The sequence below is a fragment of the Roseixanthobacter pseudopolyaromaticivorans genome (genome assembly GCF_043195145.2).
Taxonomy (GTDB): Bacteria; Pseudomonadota; Alphaproteobacteria; order Rhizobiales; family Xanthobacteraceae; genus NCEH01.
The window spans coordinates 342,135-359,003 of the sequence record NZ_CM195539.1 but is presented as its reverse complement, the minus strand read 5'-3'; the positions used below and the strand labels follow the sequence as shown (position 1 = coordinate 359,003).

The window sequence follows — 16,869 nt, the reverse complement described above, 5'->3', positions numbered from 1 at the left end:
GGACCTCACACGGTTGTGCGGCCGGAGGCACTGGTATTCGGATCGATAATCCGGCTGACCACCGGCCAATACAGCCGGCTGTAGCCACTTTCTGCCGCCTGGCGCAAGAGGTCGTCCGCCGTTTCAGCACCCCGCATCGTGATACCGAGCGCCTGGGCCAGAGAAAGCGCATATGACAAGTCTTTGCGGGCATAGTCCGTGGAGAAAGCGCGCTCGGGAAAATGCCCCGGCAGAATCGCCTTCATCCCGTGATTGCGGAGGGCGAAACTGTCCGCTGAGCCTTTCATCAGGGTCTCGAACAGCACCCGGTCGTCGAGCCCGGAACTGCGCGCGACTGCCACCGCCTCCGACAGCGCGACCACGGTCTCCACCAGCACCATATTGTTGAGGATCTTCACGATCTGCCCCGCGCCGACGTCCCCGCAGAGGGTGATGTCGGTGGCGAAGGTGGCAAGCAGGGGCCGCAGATCCGCGAAGGTCGCCTCGTCCGCACCCACCATGATGCTGAGCGTGCCGTCCTCCGCTGCCTGCCGCGTGCGGGCGATGGGAGCGTCGGCATAACGGGCACCGGCGGCCACGAAACGCGCCGCCAGCGCGCGCGTCAGATCCACCGGCGAGGTGCCGAGATCGACCACCAGCGTTCCCGGACGAATGCCGGCAAGCAGGCCGTCCGGGCCGGCGCACACCGCTTCCACGTGCTTGCCGCTGGGCAGCGCCATGAAGATCACGTCACAGGCCTGCGTCAGCGCGAAGAGGCTCGCGGCGGGAACGACGCCCACAGCGGCCAGCCGTTCCAGCGGCTCGGACGCGAAGTCGAAGCCGAGCACGGTGGAGCCGCTTTTGTGCGCGAGATTGCGGCACATGGGTTCGCCCATGACGCCGAGTCCGATGAAGCCGATGGTGCTCATGTGCGGTTTCCCTCTGCGGCCTCGTCCATGGCGAAATAGACGCTCTTCGCCTGCTGGTAGAGCCGCATGCCGGCCGTGCCCTTCTCGCGCCCGAGGCCGCTGTCCTTGAACCCGCCGAACGGCGTTGAAATGCTCAATTGCTTGTAGGTGTTGATCCACACCGTGCCGGCTTCGATGGCGCGCGCCACGCGCCAGGCCCGCTTGTAATCGGCGGTCCAGATTCCGCAGGCGAGGCCATAGGCGGTGTCATTGGCTTGCGCGATCAGGTCGCTTTCGCTGTCGAAGGGCAGGATGCACAGCACCGGGCCGAAAATTTCCTCCCGGCATACGCGCGCCTCGTTGGGCAGGCCGCTGATGAGCGTCGGCAGGTAGAACGCACCGCGTTCGAGGGCCGGATCTTCGGGCCGCGCGCCGCCGATAAGAATGTCTCCGCCTTCCGCACGCGCGCTCGCCACGAAGTTCTCGACCCGGTCGCGGTGCGGAAAAGAGGCCAGCGGACCCATGGTGACGCCGGGCTCATCGGGAAGCCCGACCCGCAAACGGCTTGTGCGCTCGCGCAGCCGCACCACCACCTCGTCGAAAACCGGGCGTTCCACGAACATGCGCGAGCCCGCCACGCAAGACTGCCCGCTGCCCTCGAATATGCCGCCCATGACGCCTTTGACGGCAGCGTCGATGTCCGCGTCGGCGAACACGATGTTCGGGGACTTTCCGCCCAGCTCGAGCACCACCGGAATAAGCCGGCCCGCCGCGATCCGCGCGATGGCGCGCCCGGTGGCAGTTCCGCCGGTAAATGAAATCATCCGCACGCCGGGGTGATTGACCAGGGCCATGCCGGTCTGCGCTCCCGTGCCGGTGAGGACATTGAGGATGCCGGGTGGAAGACCGGCGGCAAGCGCGATCTCGGCCACCTCCAGCGCGGCGGTCGGCGTGACCTCAGACGGCTTCACAATGACCGCATTGCCGCCCGCCAGCGCCGGCGCGATTTTTTGCGCCTCCATGGTCAGCGGCGAATTCCAGGGGGTGATCGCTGCCACGACGCCGACCGGCTCGTAGACGGTCATGGAGAGATAATCCCCCCGCGCAGGCGTCACTTCCGAGCCCAAGGTTTCGCAGACGCCGGCGTAATAGCGGAAGGTCGCGGCGGCGCCCGCCACCTGTGCGCGGCACTCCGCGATCACCTTGCCATTCTCACGCATCTGGGTCTCCGCGAGCACTGCCGCGCGGGCCGTCATGCCATCGGCGATGGCATGGAGAATCCTTGCCCGCTCGTGGGGCCGCAGGTCGCGCCATCCCGTGGCGCGGACCGCCTTTTGAGCCACGGAAACGCAGATGTCCACATCGCCTTCGGAGGCGGCGCACACCTCGTAATTCACCGCGCCGGTGGCAGGATTCACCGATGTGAATGTGTTGCCCCCCCGGACGCGCTCCCCACCGATCAGGAACGGGATGGGCGCGCCGCCGGCCAAGACCGGTTCCCGGCGTTGCATCGAAGTTTGCGCCAAGGCGTCCTCCTGTCGTCGTTCTCTTCTACAGAACGATCGTTCTATTGTTATGTGTAGCGCCCCGCGATAGTCTTGGCAAGACGGCGTGCGGGAAATCCGAAGCGCGCCGCGGTCTGCCGGTTCGCTTCGGAGGCCGAATCGCGCCGGCGAACGGCCGGCAAATGCATGAGGAAACGCCATGAGTGCTCTGGGACCTTACGAGATCCACGCCATCCGATACGCCCACAATTCCACTGCGACGCGGCGCGGAAATTTTCTCGATGGCGATACCCATGACGGCCCGATGCCGCTGGACTATTTCGTATGGGCAATCCGCGGCAACGACCGCACCATCATCGTCGATACCGGCTTCGACGAAGTGATGGCGCGCAAACGCAACCGCACGCATCTGCGCTCACCCGGGGCGGGGCTGAAATGCATCGGCATCGATGCCGACACGGTGGAGGACGTCATCGTCAGCCACATGCATTACGACCATAGCGGAAATCACGATCTTTTCCCGCGGGCGCGCTATCATCTTCAGGACGTGGAGATGGCTTATTGCACCGGGCGATGCATGTGCCATTCCATGCTTCGCGCACCGTTCGAGGAACAGGACGTGACGGCCATGGTCGGCAAGGTCTTTGCCGGGCGCGTCACGTTCCACGACGGCGACCGCGAGATCGCACCGGGCATCACAGTGCACCGCGTCGGCGGCCACTCGAAGGGGCTGCAGGTGGTGCGGGTGTGGACCCGTGGTGGTTGGAGCGTTATCGCCTCGGACGCGAGCCATTTCTACGCGAACATGGAACAGGGCCGGCCGTACCACATCCTGCACAATGTCGAAGACACGCTGGAGGGGTATCGCACCCTTTACGGCCTCGCCAGTGCGCCCACGAACGTGTTTCCCGGCCACGATCCGCTGGTGCTGGAGCGCTATCCCGCCTCCGCGCCCGGTCTCGAAGGCATCGCCGTGAGGCTGGACGCCGATCCGCGATAAGCGGCGGGATCAGGCCAGCAATGCGATGAAGGCGCGCATATCGGCGACCGTATCCAGGCCGAAGCAGAGGGCGGCGACTTCTTTCGCCCTCGCTTGCGAAACGATCGTTTCCGCCTGGTCCATGAACTTGGCGGCCACATCCTCATCTCCAAGCGGATCGTCCGGGCCGCCACGCGCATGCGGAACATGCGCCTGCACCTCCCGCCCATCGGCGAGCGTCACGGCGATATAGGCCTCGTCCCGGGCAAGGCCGGCGTCGGGCATGGCGGTGACCAAATCGCGCAGCGCGATCACCCTCGGATCACGAACGGCGGAGTCGGAGACTTCCCTGATCCCTGCGCGCCCCGTGAGGAGCGCCACAGCCACCCAATGATAGATGCTCACAAGAGCCTCGATCGTATCTTGGGGTGCGACACGGCCCGTCAGCCCCACGCCGAGCGGGTGGACAACCAGCTTGACGGCGCGGATGTCCTGCGGCGAGATCGCATTCTCCGCGCGCACCTTAAGGCAGGCATCAATTGCCGGATGGATAAAGATGCCTGCGGGATACGGCTTGCACAGGTTCTGCTCGACCTCGTAGGAGACGCCGAGATTGCGCGTCAACGCCTCGGGGTCCGGGCGCTGGGCGAATACGTCGAAAAAGCCGTTCTTGCCTTCGAAGATCTGATCGGAGCAGGTGAAGCCGCGCCGCGCCATATGCGCCGCAAGCACGCCCGCGCGCGCCGCATGGCCGGGGACGAAGCCGAGGCACATGCTTCCATGCGCCTGACGGAAGCCCGCGCCCTGCAGGGCGCCGAGCGCGATCGCGCGGGTCATCGCCTCCTCGTCCAATTGCATGACCTTGCCGAGCGCCGCGGCGGCGCCCGCCGCGCCCGTCACGCCGGTGAGATACCATCCGACGCTGCATTCGGCCGGCGGCTTCGACAGCGCATTGCTGAGCCGGCATTCCACCTCGATGCCCAAGACCAAAGCCGAAAGAAAATCAGCGCCGGACACCGCATGATGCTCCCCATAGGCCAGAAGGGCGGCCGCGACCGGGCCCGTGGGATGCGTGACCGTGTGGACGTGGGTGTCGTCGAACGCGAGGATGCTGCTCGTGGTGGCGTTGATCAGCGCCGCATGCTGCATGTCGGCCTGCCTGCCCCGGCCGATCACCGTCGTATTTCGCAACGTCCCCATGTCGTCCAGGGACCCGAGCAGAGCATCGACCGCGGGATGGGTGGCGGCGCCGAACGAACAGCCGATCCAGTTGAGAAATGCCCGGCGCCCATGGGCGCATGCGCCGGCGGGTATCGAGCGAGTGTCGGAGCGGCAGAGAAAGTTCGCAAGCACCCTGGCTGAACTCGGCATGGGCATGTCCCGTAATCGGTGAATTTCGAGCATCGCAAACGCAACGGGCTGCCGCGAGGCGATCGCGGCAGCCCGGGTTCTCAGGGGTTCGGGGGCACTCGATTGAGGCCCGCCGTCGGCGAGAGCGCCAGGTCTGCGCTCAGGTCCGGCCCGGACGGCGCCGGTTCCAAGGGTTCCGCCGCGATATCCTTTCGGAAGGTTTCCGGACTGAGCGCCACCGCGATCATGGTGATGCTCGCGAGGATGATGATGTAGATGGCGACGCCCCACGGCTGTCCGTCCATCCAGGCCACCAGCGCGACGGAAATGAGGGGCACCGGTGCACCGCCGATCAACGTGCCGACCTCACGGGCGAAGGCGAAGCCGCTGAACCGTGCGGACGTGCCGAACAATTCAACGAAGAACGCCGGCTGAGCCCCGAGCATGCCGGCATAGCCGATGCCGCTCGCCATCACGAACGCGGCGCAGATGAAGGCCACCTCTTTCGTTCCGACCATCCAGAAGAAGGGAAACGCCATGAGGCCCGTGATGAGCGCCGCACCGATATAAACCGGGCGCCGCCCATATTTGTCGGACAGCAAGCCGACCGAGACGATGGTAAAGAGCTGCACCACCGTGGCGATCAGCAAGGCCATGAGGCCAACGCTTTTCGGCATGCCCAATGTGGCCGTGATGTAGTTCAAGCCGAAGACATTGAACATATAGGCCAGGCCATTCTGCCCAATCTGCGCGAAGATCACGATCAGGAAGCTCTTCTTGTAGGAAGAGACTGCCCTCACGATGGGAAAGCGCACCAGCTTCTGCTTGGTGGCCGCCACGGAAAAGGCCGGCGTCTCGCGCACCCGCATGCGGATGTAGAGACCCACCACGACGAGCACCGCGCTGAGCAGGAACGGAATGCGCCACGCCCATTCCACCAACTCGTCTTTCCATACGAAGGTGATGATTGCGAACACGCCGGCCGAGAGCACGTTGCCGCCCGCCACGCCCAGTGCGGGAATGCTGGTGATGAGCCCGCGCCGCCCCGGTGGGGCATATTCGGCGGCCATGATGATCGCGCCGCTATATTCGGCGCCGGTTGCAAACCCCTGCAACAGGCGCAGCACCAGCAGCAGGATCGGCGCCAATATGCCGATCTGCGAATAGGTCGGCAGAAGACCGATGAGCGTCGTGCCGACACCCACGATGATCAGCGTCATGACCAGAACCGGCTTGCGGCCGATCCGGTCGCCGAGATGGCCGAAGAAGAGACCACCCACGGGCCGGGCGAAGAAGCCCAGGCCAAGCGTCGCGAACGAGGCGAGCGTGCCCGCCAGCGGCGACAGTTCCGGAAAGAACAGCTTGTTGAACACGAGGGCCGAGGCCGTCGCGTAGGCATAGAAATCGTACCATTCGAGCGCGGTGCCGATCGCGCCTGCGGCCAGCACGCGTCGTAGCATGCCCTCGGTGAGGGCTTGCCCAGCAGAAGTATTGGACATGACTTTCCTCCTGAAGAGGGGGGAGCTTCAAGAAGAGCTGTGATCCACCATGTTGATGTCGAAGCCCGAAATATGCGGAGCTCGCGAATGGAACAGATCGGTCAGGAAGATCCTGAGATCGTCCACGGTCACCGTGCACGTGGCGCAGTGCTGGTTGGGCGCCACGTCATAGCGGATGAAGGCCGTGCCGTTCTCCACCTTCTCCAAGGTCAAATGCCCGTCAGGCGAGACGATGCTCTGGGCCTGATCGAGTGCAAATTGCGCAAGCGCGTCTTTCTTCAAGGTTTCCTCCTCCGATTTATTTTATGAAACCACGAATAAGTTGGCGCCTATTCGTCGATGACCTTGCTTTGGGATTCTCCCGTGCCATAGAGAAAGGCACCGCGGCCAGCGCCACCGCCCACCACGACAATCTCGTAGCATTCCGGGTCTTCCACCACTGGCAGCATGGTCTGCGGGCTTTCCCACAGCCATTGCAGCTCGGGATGGCTTTCTTTGAACGCCTCCGGCTCCTTCTGGAGCATCAGCGTTTCAAACGGCATCCGCGCCTTGCGGAACATCGCCTTCTGAAGATCGGACTTGCTCCATCCCTTCGCCCGGAACCGCTCGGCATGCTCGGGGCAGATGAGCATGACGTGATGCTCCTTTTCGTTCGTGCCCGAGCGGGGATCGGAGCGGCGGCCGAGCAGCCAGCCACCGGTGGAGACGTTCGCCACGTTCATCGCTGCAGACGCATAGACGTCGGTGAGACGCTCCGGATCGTGATTGACGAAATCCTGAAGCTCGCAGATTCCGCAGCCGAACAGCAGCGAGACCACGCTTTCGTCCTCGCGGAAACCGGCGTCCACATGGAACGGCTGCCAGGGGCTCTTCTCCTGGTTCTCCGCGACCACCATGCTGTATTTCGTCGGCGAGCCGATGGTGTCCATGTCGCTGATGCCGGGATAGGTGTGCCCCACGTTCATCATCAGCAGGCGAACCGCGCGGCCGATGGCGGTGTTCGCAAAGGAAATCGCGCCGGGCCCCAGGGCGCAGGTGCCGCTGTTGAGGCCGATGCGCTCGCGGATGGGGCCGTTGATCCAGAGCACCGGTGCATGCGGGCAGGTGGATTGCGATTTGTTGCGCAGGTTGATCTTCGGCTCCGCCATGCATTCCACCGCCGCGATCAGCACCGGAAGGAATTCGGGGCGGCAGCCCGCCATCACGGCGTTGGCGGCGATTTTGCGCACGGTGGCCATGCCGAAGCCTGGCTCCATCACCGCCACCACCTCCTCGGGGTCGCGGCGGGTGCCCTTCAGCATCCGCTCGACACGGTCCTCGGTCGGCGGAATCAGCGGGAAGCCATCGCCCCAGCCATAGCTCAAGAACCGCTCGTTCATCTGATCCATGGCGGCGAGCGCATCCGTGCCGTCGAAGTCGAGCCACGCATCGTCGAGCAAGGTCAGCTTGGTTTCGTAGTGGGTGCTGGCCAGGGGCTTGGTCAAGGCGCTGATCACGCCGTCGATATTCTTGTCGACGTTTTCGCGGATCTCGTCCGGCGTCTGATTGGTGAAAGGCAGCGGCACCACGGCCAGCGCCAGGTCCTTGATGCCGAAGCTGCCGGCGCTGTGCCGGGCATCGCTGATGAATTGGGAAGCGACGAAGCCGACGGACGGCACGCCGGCCTTCTCGAATTCGATGAGATCGCGCATCAGCCAGGAGGTGCAGGACCCGCAATCCGCCGTGGTGCCGATGACGACATCGCACTCCCGTGCCACCTGCGCGACGTCCGCCGGCGTAACGTGACGCATCATCCAGCCCACGGAGCCGCGATAATAGGCGAAGGTGGCCTGCGGATAGCGCTGCTTCAGAAGTTCCTCGGCGCGCGCGAGGGCCACGTCGCCACCCGCCTTCATGTTCCAGTAGAGCCCGATGCGCTTGCCATCCAGGTCGTCCACGCGGCGCGCCGGCGGATGGCTGACCTGGAGGATCTCCGCAACGGGGTTGTAGACGCGAAGACGGGTCCGAAAAGTGGTCATAAGTCACTCCAGTGGATGCGAGGCCCGCTGGGCCCGGCAATTACCGAAGGCTCTCGATAAGCTTTCGGTGACGGCCTGATGCTCGGCAAGCGATCTCTCGTTTCTCTCCCGACGGCGCCCATTCTTGAAGGTGGGTCATTCACGTCGTTCTGTCTAACAGAACATATGTTCTATTTATATCATCGGCTTGACCCTGCCGCAAGGCGGGATTTCTCGGCGGACGCAACAGGCCCGACGCGCGGCGCGGACGCACCCGCCCGTCGGCCGTTCAATTTATCGGTAGAGGCTTGCAGACGGGATTCGTCATTGCAGCTACGCCGGCGATGACAATGCGGCAGGATGCTTCGGCCGTCGGCGAAGTGTTCGCGACTGACAGCCGTGCTGCGGGCCACTATGCTCCGGCGATGGCCAATATCGCCTCGGGAAACACCATCGCGGAAGTCGCGTCACTGATCGGCGACGTCGCCCGCGCGAATATTCTGTCGGCCCTGATGAGCGGCCGCGCGCTCACGGCCGGCGAACTGGCGCGTCACGCAGGCGTGACGGCCCAGACCACCAGCGGTCATCTCGCCAAGCTGACCGGGGCTGAACTGATCGTCTTGGAGAAGCAGGGACGGCATCGTTATTATCGCCTCGCATCCCAAGAGGTGGCCGAGGCGATGCAGGCCCTGATGGCTCTTGCGGCAGCCGGGCCCGCGCGCCACCGTCCGATCGGCCCGCGCGACGAAGCGCTGCGGAGGGCGCGCACCTGCTACGATCATATTGCCGGGCGGTTGGCGCTGGCGATTGCGGATGCCTTGAGCGAACAAGGCTATCTCGCGCTGGGCGATGGCGCCGCCCTCGTCACGGACGAGGGCAAGCGCTTCTTCGCCGATCTCGGGATCGACCTCATGGCAGGGCATTCCAAGCGGCCGCTGTGCCGGACGTGCCTCGACTGGAGCGAACGCCGCCCGCATGTCGCGGGACAGCTCGGCGCCGCCCTCTTGAACCGGTTGCTCGAACGCGAATGGATCGTTCGCCAGCCGGACAGCCGCGCCCTCAAGATCACCGCGGAAGGCCGGCAGGGCCTGACGACCACCTTCCAGCTTCAGCCCGATTGGTGGAAGGGTTCATGACCCAGCTGAGGCAGACGAGGTGGCAGCGCGAACCGCCATCTGGCACCGGTGCGCTGCGCAGCTGATTATGCCCCGGCGAGCGCGCGCTGCGCCGCCACCGCCGCAACGTTCAGGGGAACGCGGTCGCCACGGCGCTGCACCGCCGGATCACCCGGCCGCCGGGCAAACACCTCGCGCACCATCGGCGCGAAGAAATCGAGAGGCAGGTTGTCGTATTCGGGATCGAAGCTCGACTGGTCCCAACGCTCGCAGAATTCGACGCAATCATCGAAATAAACGCTGTCGCGATAGGTTTCGCGCTTGAACTGCGGCGCCCCGATATGGTGCCCATAATAGACCAGCTGAAAATCAGCATGGTGCTCTACGGTCCAGGTGCATTGTTCGCGCACGAAGGGGCGCAATATGGCCGCGGCATATTCATCGTGGTTGTAGGGCGCGTAGACGTCGCCGATATCATGCAACAGGGTGGCTACCACCCAGTCGATGTCGGCACCGTCGCGCCAGGCGCGCGTCGCGGACTGGAGGGAATGCGCGAGCCTGTCGATCTTGTATCCCGCCAGCGAGTCGGCAAGACCACGCAATCCCTCGACAAGTCGGTCGGCGGTACCCGCGGCGAATTCGGTCTCAAGCTCATGCAGCAGCTTGTAGTCGTCGCGCTTGCCGTCCTTCATGTTGCTGAAACTTACAACGCGCATGCCTGTCTCCTGAAATTCCAAATCCTGTCGATGGCGCAGGGGTCGGTTCGGCTGAACCGCAGACCACTTCAGCGCATGACGAGGGGAAAGCTCTGGCAATCATCCCAGGTGATGCTGTCGCCTTCCTTGTAGATCGTCGGGAAATGGCCGGGGATGATTACGTCGCTCATGCGCATGATCGTGTCGATGCTTTGGGCAGCGACCTCCGGCGTATCGAAGGAATGGTCGACCCGTCGCCGCAATGCCTCCTTGGGAAACTTGATCGCGTCGCCCGCGAGCGTGGTCGTCTTTCCGTCGGCGCCGGAAAGCAGAAGGGCCTGGCAGCCGGGCGTATGGCCGGGGGCGGGTATGTAGCGAATGCCTTCGCACAGCTCCCCGCCGCCTTCGAGCAGGGTCAGATCGTAGGTCTTCATCTGCTCCTTGATCATCCAAGGCACCCAATCGTCCTCGGGGTGCGGATTGTCCACATAGTCCCATTCCGCGCGGCTCACGAAAACCTTGGTCGACTTGGGAAACATGTCGATGTTCAGCGAATGGTCGTGGTGCAGATGGGACATGAACACACGCGTGATATCGGAAGGCGCAAGCCCACGCTGCTTCAGGCCGGCGCGGATCATCTCGCGGGCGACCGTACCGCCCACGTCGAACAGCATGGGGCCGTCCGGCGTATGGACGAGGGTGCAGTTGGAGATCGCGATATAGCCGAGGGTGAGCTTGGCACTGCTGCCGGTGACGATGACGTCGTAGGAAATGTCGGAAGTGGTCATGCTGCGTCCGTCTGTGGCTCGCTGGCCGAGATGAGGTCGTGTTGGATGAGTTTGAATACCTCGCCCATACGGTCGAGGAAGGCACGGCTGGCGCGATCGCGCGGGCGCGGAAGGTCGACCTCAAGGATCGTGCGGATGCGGCCGGGCCGCGGCGACATCACGACGATGCGGTCGGCCAGGAACACCGCTTCCTCGACGCTGTGCGTCACGAACAGCGTGGCGCGGTCGCGCCTCTCCGTGGTGGCGGCGAACATCTCCTGCATTGCCCGGCGGGTGTATTCATCGAGCGCCGCGAACGGCTCGTCCGCGAGGATCACGCGTGGTTCGTTGATCAGAACGCGGGCGATGGCGACCCGCTGCTGCATGCCGCCGGAAAGGTGATTGGGCTTGAAGCCGGTGAAGTTTGCGAGCCCGACGATGCGCAGCAATTCCAGCGCCTTGGTCCGCGTCTCCGCGTTCAGCTTGCCGCACATGCGCGGACCGTAGAGGACGTTGTCGAGCACCGAGAGCCACGGAAACAGGGTGGGCGCCTGGAAGATGGTGCCGCGCTGGGGACTGGGCTCCGTCACTTCCACCCCGTCGAGGGTCACGCTGCCCGAGCTCGGCCGATCGAAGCCCCCGAGCATCTTGAGCAACGTGGTCTTGCCGCAGCCCGACGGGCCCAGCAGGACCACGAACTCGCCCGCTCCGATCTCAAGCGAGACCCGCTCCAACGCGAGCACGGGCGTGGTGTCATTGCGGCCGGCGAAGCGGCGCGTCACATCCTTGAAGACGACGGTCACGGCAGCCTCATACGTTCGCTTGAGCAATATCTTCCGCCCATGACAGACGACTGCGCATGAGCATGACGATGACGCGATCGGTGAGAAAGCCGCACACGCCGATGGTGAGCATGGCGGCAACCACGACATCCATGCGCATGAACTCGTAGCCGTGCCAGAGCACGTAGCCGAAGCCCTCTCGCACCGCGAGCATCTCCGCGAGAATGAGGATGAGCCATGCGTAGGAGGCGCCGATGCGGATGCCGCCGCAGATACCCGGCAAGGCCGCCGGAAGCACCACCGTGGTCAGCACCTGCCGGCGGCTGGAGCCCAGCATCCGCCCCGCGTTTCGCAGATCCGCGGGCACCAGCTTGATGCTCATCACCACCTGCACGTAGACGATGAGGAAGACGCCATAGGTCGTGATGAACAGCGCCGGGCCGTTGCCCAGGCCGAACAGGAGCACGGCGAACGGAAGGAACGCCGTCTTCGGGATCGGGCGGAGCATCTGGACGATGGGATCGGTCAAGCGTTCCAGCAGCGGCACCCACAGCACGGCGAGGCCGAGCGTGATCGCCATCACCGAGCCCAGCACAAGACCACCCAGGACGCGCGAGATGCTGGCCACAAGATCGACCATGAAAGTGCCGGAGAAGAAGTTCTTGCCGTCACTCGTGTTGAAGATCCAGTCGATCCAGCAGGAGACCACGCTCCCGAGGGTCGGGAACATGGAGAACTCGCTCGAGCGGGTCATGTCCGCGAGCCACCAGGCGAGGATCAGAGCCGCCGGCACGCCGACTGCGAACGGGTCGATCTTGATCGATCGCAAGATAAAGCCCGGCTTGCGTTCAGCTCTCCGCTCGGTGATGGAGGACGTGACGCTCATTGGATCTGCGCCTTCTTTCCCGCCTTGAAGTCGTCATAGGAGACGTAGCCGAGGGATTCCTTCGAGCGACCCGTCAGTTCGGACACGAAGGTGTAGTTCACCGCCCCGTCCATTTCCCGAGTGACATCGTTGCGGATCATGCCGAGGCTGCGCATCTCGTCGGACATCCGGTAGAACATCGTGGTGTCCATCTCCGGCCGGGGTGCGCAATTGTCGATGGCCGCCGCCAGCACCGACTCAGGCTGGCCGGCGCGCTTGGCGACGATCTGCATGTAGCGGGCGCGGTCGGTTTTAACCGCCTCCACCGCCTTGATGTTCGCGGCAACCAGGTCGCGCACCACGTCGGGCTGCTCGTCGATGAGCTTCTGCGTCACGAACAGGGAGGAGTGGGTCCGCCACGTCAGTTCGAAGAAGCGATCGAGCTGGAGCTTCTGAATGTTGGGCCGGGCGGCGGCAATCGAGGCGAAGGGCTCCCAGATCTGGCCGCCGTCGGCATCGCCATTTTCCAGCATCAAGGTGAAGCCGGCCGGCTGGCCGCAATCGAGGATGGTGCAATCCTTCTTCGGATCGATGCCGACGGCGCGCAACGCGATCTGCATCATCACGTGCGAGCTGGTCATCGACCGGGTGGCGAGCTTGCGGCCCGCGAGATCCTCGAAGGTCTTGATGCCCTTGTCGGTGCGGGCGCAGATGGCCTGTCCCTTGCCGGCCACGCCGCAGACCGCGACCAGCGACGCCCCTTCCGACCGCGCCGTCACCAGATAGCTGTTGGCGTTGCTCATGGCATCGCAGCGGCCATTCATCATCGCCGCGAGAATACTGGTTCCGGAGGCACCGAAATTGTATTGCTCCGCCTTATACTTTCCTTCCGGCAGAAAGTCGGGAATGGCATAGACTGACATCTCGTGCACGGCCGAAGTATCGGCAATACGCAGAGGGCGCGCGGCCTGTTGCGCCTTGGCGCGACCGCCGATCGCAAAAGTGGAAACCAACCCGGCTGCGCCGAGGATAAGGTCACGCCGGCGAATTGGCAGAATGGTGTTGCTGTTCTGAGCCATATTTATTTCTCGGATATTCGTGACGCAATACCCGGTGGCTCGCGTGCCACCTCTGGACCGCCAGTCTTCGCCCTCGTGGGATGGGGCTTTTTTCTTCGTGGCGTATCTCAAGCATGAAAGCAGGGCATTTCACCGTCAAGCACGAATTTTCATCAAGGAAAATTTGAGCGCATAGGTGAAAGATGGTACCTAGATGGCTGCTTCTGCCTGCAGAGGCGGCACGGAGGATTGGACGTGTATACTTTAGGGGCACGGCTGCGGCAGTTGCGCGCCGAGCGGTCGATGACGCTGAACGAGGTCAGCAAGCTTTGCGACGTGGCTGTTTCGACCCTGTCGAAGATCGAGAACGATCAGGTCTCGCCCGTCTACGGCACCTTGAGGAAGATCGCGGTCGGTCTGGGCGTGGCTTTCGAGAGCCTGGTCTCGGACAAGGAGCGCGAGACGAGCGGCGCACGCCGCGCGGTGACGCGGCGGGGCGATGCCGCCGAGGTGACCAACGACCGCTATGTCTACAGCATGCATGCCTCGGATCTGATCTCTAAGGCAATGTTGCCGGTGGTCATGACAATCCAATCCCGCACGCAGCCGCATGCGAACGACTGGAGCAGCCACGAAGGCGAAGAGTTCATCCTCGTGCTCGAAGGCGCAGTAGACGTCTATCTCGAACACTACCAGCCGGTCCGGCTCGAGGTTGGCGAGAGCCTCTATATCGACAGTCGCATGGGCCACGGCTTTGTCAGCGTCGGACCGGGCGACGCGCGGCTTATCTGCGTCAGTTACGATCCCAAACAGCTGAACGGCGCGGAGCGCGCCGCGGCCCAGCTCTCTCGCCGGCCGATCGGGGAATCCCCGCGCGTCCAGGCGAAGCACGCCCCGGCGCGCAATGGTGTGGGGCATGCGCGTCTCACCGGAAGCTCCGACTCCTGAGCCGACGGGTTCGCCCGCAGCGCAGCGGGCGATCTTTGGTTATCGTTTCGGCTCCGCGGCGTTGGGAAACGGCGGCAGCGCCCAGGCCGCGCGGGCGTTGCGGCGCGGGTCGGCACCGCAAGGCCGCGCGGCCCGCCTACCAACTATTGCAGAGCCGCATCCAGTGCCGGTGCTCGCGCGGAATGCGGCCCGCCTCACAGTCGCGCCGTGCATCCCCGTCAAGCGCCATCAAACACGATTGGCCTTCGCGCAGGTGCTGGCACCAGCCGCGATCGACCGAGGAGTTGAAGGCCATGAAGCAGGATTGTCCTTCGACATAGGCTTGGCAAAAGCTGCGGTCCCGCCCGTCGAAGGTCATGAAGCAGGATTTTTTCTTGGAGCAGATTTCGGGGAGGGGCTGAGCCTGGGCGGAAAAGCTGCCGAGCGCCGTGAGGAGCACCAGCAGTCCGAGAAGTGATTTCATGACGTCCTCCGTTTTTCTTGCGTATCGGCGACGATTGTCGCGATTGCCAAAAGGGCACCGGGCATCACGCCTTGTGGCGGATCTTGCCGTTCATCATGGTCAGCTCGACCTTTGCTTTGTGGATGTCATGCGGGTCGCCTTCGAGGATGTTGCGATCGAGAACGATCAGGTCCGCCAGCTTGCCCACTTCCAGCGATCCCACCTTATCCTCCATGCGGATCTGATAAGCGGCACCGAGCGTGTTGGCGTGAATCGCCTCGGCCACTGTCAGCCGTTCGTCGGCCGGCGCCAGCACTGGGGCATCGGCTTTCCCGATCAGCTGGCGGGTGACGCCCACCTCGATGGAATCGAGCGGCTTGTAGGTGGAGAAATAGCCTGCTGCCGGCCAGTCGGTGCCGAACGACACCCGCCCACCCTGCTTGAGGATCGTCTTGGTGCGGTACATCTGGCTGGCGCGCGGCTGCCCGTAGCGCGCCGTCATGTTCAGCAGCGTGTCCGGATCAGCCGATGACCAATTGGCGGAGAACTGGGCGGTGACGCCGAGCTTGGCGAAGCGCGGATTGTCGCTGTCGTCCACATAGACCAGATGGGCGATGGCGTTGCGACGGTCGCGCTTGGGGTTCACCGCCATTGCCTTCTCGATCGCGTCGAGGGCCACGCGCGCAGTGCGCTCGCCGCAGGCATGAACATGCACGTCAAAACCGGCGGCATCGACCGCGCCGATGAGTTGATGCCATTGCTCCTCTGAGAAGGGCGAGGCGCCGGTCGAGCTGGGCAGGTCGGCATAAGGCTCGATCAGCCACGCGGTATAGCCGCCCTGCGAGCCGTCGCCGACGATCTTGACGATATCCACGTTCACCAGTTCGCTCGACACCCGGCTGCGGACATCCTTGAGCTTCTCCACCACGTCGTCGATCGGCAGGCTTTTCACCGAATAGGATGCCGATACCCGGAACGGGAGGGCATCGCGCTTCTCGGCGTCCACATAGAGATTGATCACTGCACCTTGGTCAGAGCCGATGGGCGGCACGCCGGCATCGAAGATCGAGGTGATGCCGGCGGCGGCGGCCTTGGGCAGCCAGCCGTCGAGCAGCTTGCCCAGAGCGGCGGCGGTGATCGGCTCAACCGCGTTGACAAGCGAGAGCACCGCGTTCGTTTCCAGCACATAGCCGGTGGGCTCGCCCTTCTGATCGCGGGCGTAATAGCTGAAGCGCGGGATAGGGTCCGGCGTGTCCCGGTTGACGCCGGCCATCTCCAGCGCCTTGGAATTCACCCAGAGGCTGTGTCCATCGATGGCGAAGAAGAAGGCCGGCCGGTCGGGCAGGATGCGGTCGAGTTCGGCGCGGCTCGGGCCCTCGGGCGGGAACATATCCACGCGCCAGCCGAAGCCGCGGATCGGGCCGGTGGGGTTTTCCTTCGCATATTGCTCGATGGCCGCGAGGGCATCCTTCATGGTTGGCAGCTGGAGGTCGACGCCGGAGGTGAGGAACGCCCCGAGCAGGGGATGGGTATGCCCCTCGACGAAGCCCGGCATGAGCAGGCGTCCCTTGAGGTCGATCACCTGCGTCTTCGGGCCCGCGAGCGCCATGGCGCCGGCCTCGTCGCCCACGTGGATGATGGTCTTGCCGCGCACCGCCACGGCCTTCGCCCAGGGCTGGGCGCCTGAGAGGGTATAGACCGGCCCGTTGCGGAACACGAAATCGGCCGCGCCGTCGGTGGCCGCCGCCGCGCGGCCGTCCTGCGCCCGCGCCTCAGTCGCGCGGAAGACGGGCGCCAGGGCGGCCGCTGCCGTCATCGCCATGCCGGCGCCCAGAACCGACCGGCGGTTCAGGCCGCTAGCCCGGCCGAACGCCTCGAAATAGGGGGCCCAACTACACGCCATGCACATCTGCCATCCCCTCCCAATTTGAGGCGATGTGCAGCTGTGCGACTGGCCTCCCGGCACCGCAAATCACTCGC

Annotated in this window: 16 protein-coding genes; 3 read left to right on the top strand and 13 right to left on the bottom strand. The window is 64.3% G+C overall.

Going from position 1 to position 16,869, the window contains the following annotated elements; genetic code table 11:
• Positions 1-5: 5 nt before the first annotated feature.
• Both V5F68_RS01640 and V5F68_RS01635 read right to left on the bottom strand, forming a co-directional pair.
• Entirely contained in the window at positions 6-908 is a 903-nt protein-coding gene (locus V5F68_RS01640) for an NAD(P)-dependent oxidoreductase (protein WP_394014767.1), read from the bottom strand.
• Positions 905-2,593, bottom strand: coding sequence for an aldehyde dehydrogenase family protein (locus V5F68_RS01635; protein WP_509274653.1), 1,689 nt, complete (start codon positions 2,591-2,593; stop codon positions 905-907). Before V5F68_RS01635 ends, V5F68_RS01640 begins: the two co-directional genes overlap by 4 nt.
• Between V5F68_RS01635 and V5F68_RS01630 the strand changes: the two genes are divergently transcribed.
• A complete protein-coding gene (locus V5F68_RS01630) occupies positions 2,592-3,392 on the top strand; it encodes an N-acyl homoserine lactonase family protein (RefSeq protein WP_394014768.1) in 801 nt (266 codons plus the stop codon). The genes V5F68_RS01635 and V5F68_RS01630 overlap by 2 nt on opposite strands.
• 9 nt (positions 3,393-3,401) lie before the next feature.
• Here V5F68_RS01630 and V5F68_RS01625 read toward each other — a convergent pair whose 3' ends face one another.
• The 4 genes from V5F68_RS01625 to V5F68_RS01610 all read right to left on the bottom strand — a co-directional run bounded on the left by V5F68_RS01625 (position 3,402) and on the right by V5F68_RS01610 (position 8,238).
• On the bottom strand, positions 3,402-4,742 hold the full coding sequence (locus V5F68_RS01625) for an MmgE/PrpD family protein (RefSeq protein WP_394014769.1): 1,341 nt from the start codon (positions 4,740-4,742) through the stop codon (positions 3,402-3,404).
• A gap of 80 nt (positions 4,743-4,822) precedes the next feature.
• Positions 4,823-6,220, bottom strand: coding sequence for an MFS transporter (locus tag V5F68_RS01620; protein ID WP_394014770.1), 1,398 nt, complete (start codon positions 6,218-6,220; stop codon positions 4,823-4,825).
• A gap of 27 nt (positions 6,221-6,247) precedes the next feature.
• Positions 6,248-6,502 (bottom strand): hypothetical protein, encoded by a 255-nt coding sequence (locus tag V5F68_RS01615; RefSeq protein WP_394014771.1) that lies wholly within the window; start codon positions 6,500-6,502, stop codon positions 6,248-6,250.
• Positions 6,503-6,549: 47 nt separating this feature from the next.
• Positions 6,550-8,238 carry a UGSC family (seleno)protein gene (locus tag V5F68_RS01610; RefSeq protein ID WP_394014772.1) on the bottom strand — a complete coding sequence of 563 codons (1,689 nt, stop codon included), beginning with the start codon at positions 8,236-8,238 and terminating at the stop codon, positions 6,550-6,552.
• Positions 8,239-8,642: 404 nt separating this feature from the next.
• Between V5F68_RS01610 and V5F68_RS01605 the strand changes: the two genes are divergently transcribed.
• Entirely contained in the window at positions 8,643-9,353 is a 711-nt protein-coding gene (locus V5F68_RS01605) for an ArsR/SmtB family transcription factor (protein WP_394014816.1), read from the top strand.
• 65 nt (positions 9,354-9,418) lie between these two features.
• On the opposite strand, the gene V5F68_RS01600 is transcribed toward V5F68_RS01605, so the two are convergent.
• The 5 genes from V5F68_RS01600 to V5F68_RS01580 form a co-directional block, all read right to left on the bottom strand.
• Entirely contained in the window at positions 9,419-10,048 is a 630-nt protein-coding gene (locus tag V5F68_RS01600; protein WP_394014817.1) for an HD domain-containing protein, read from the bottom strand.
• A gap of 68 nt (positions 10,049-10,116) precedes the next feature.
• A complete protein-coding gene (locus tag V5F68_RS01595) occupies positions 10,117-10,815 on the bottom strand; it encodes an MBL fold metallo-hydrolase (protein WP_394014773.1) in 699 nt (232 codons plus the stop codon).
• Complete coding sequence (locus V5F68_RS01590) at positions 10,812-11,597, bottom strand: ABC transporter ATP-binding protein (RefSeq protein ID WP_394014774.1); 786 nt, start codon at positions 11,595-11,597, stop codon at positions 10,812-10,814. Before V5F68_RS01590 ends, V5F68_RS01595 begins: the two co-directional genes overlap by 4 nt.
• Before the next feature lie 7 nt (positions 11,598-11,604).
• Entirely contained in the window at positions 11,605-12,462 is an 858-nt protein-coding gene (locus V5F68_RS01585) for an ABC transporter permease (RefSeq protein ID WP_394014775.1), read from the bottom strand.
• A complete protein-coding gene (locus V5F68_RS01580) occupies positions 12,459-13,520 on the bottom strand; it encodes an ABC transporter substrate-binding protein (RefSeq protein WP_348846769.1) in 1,062 nt (353 codons plus the stop codon). The genes V5F68_RS01585 and V5F68_RS01580 overlap by 4 nt, the downstream gene beginning before the upstream one ends.
• Before the next feature lie 282 nt (positions 13,521-13,802).
• Between V5F68_RS01580 and V5F68_RS01575 the strand changes: the two genes are divergently transcribed.
• Positions 13,803-14,447 (top strand): cupin domain-containing protein, encoded by a 645-nt coding sequence (locus tag V5F68_RS01575; RefSeq protein ID WP_509274652.1) that lies wholly within the window; start codon positions 13,803-13,805, stop codon positions 14,445-14,447.
• Positions 14,448-14,583: 136 nt separating this feature from the next.
• Here the strand turns inward: V5F68_RS01575 and V5F68_RS01570 are convergent, their stop codons facing one another.
• On the bottom strand, positions 14,584-14,910 hold the full coding sequence (locus tag V5F68_RS01570) for a hypothetical protein (protein ID WP_394014776.1): 327 nt from the start codon (positions 14,908-14,910) through the stop codon (positions 14,584-14,586).
• Between the two features lie 64 nt (positions 14,911-14,974).
• Positions 14,975-16,792, bottom strand: coding sequence for an amidohydrolase (locus tag V5F68_RS01565; RefSeq protein WP_394014777.1), 1,818 nt, complete (start codon positions 16,790-16,792; stop codon positions 14,975-14,977).
• Positions 16,793-16,869 lie beyond the last annotated feature (77 nt).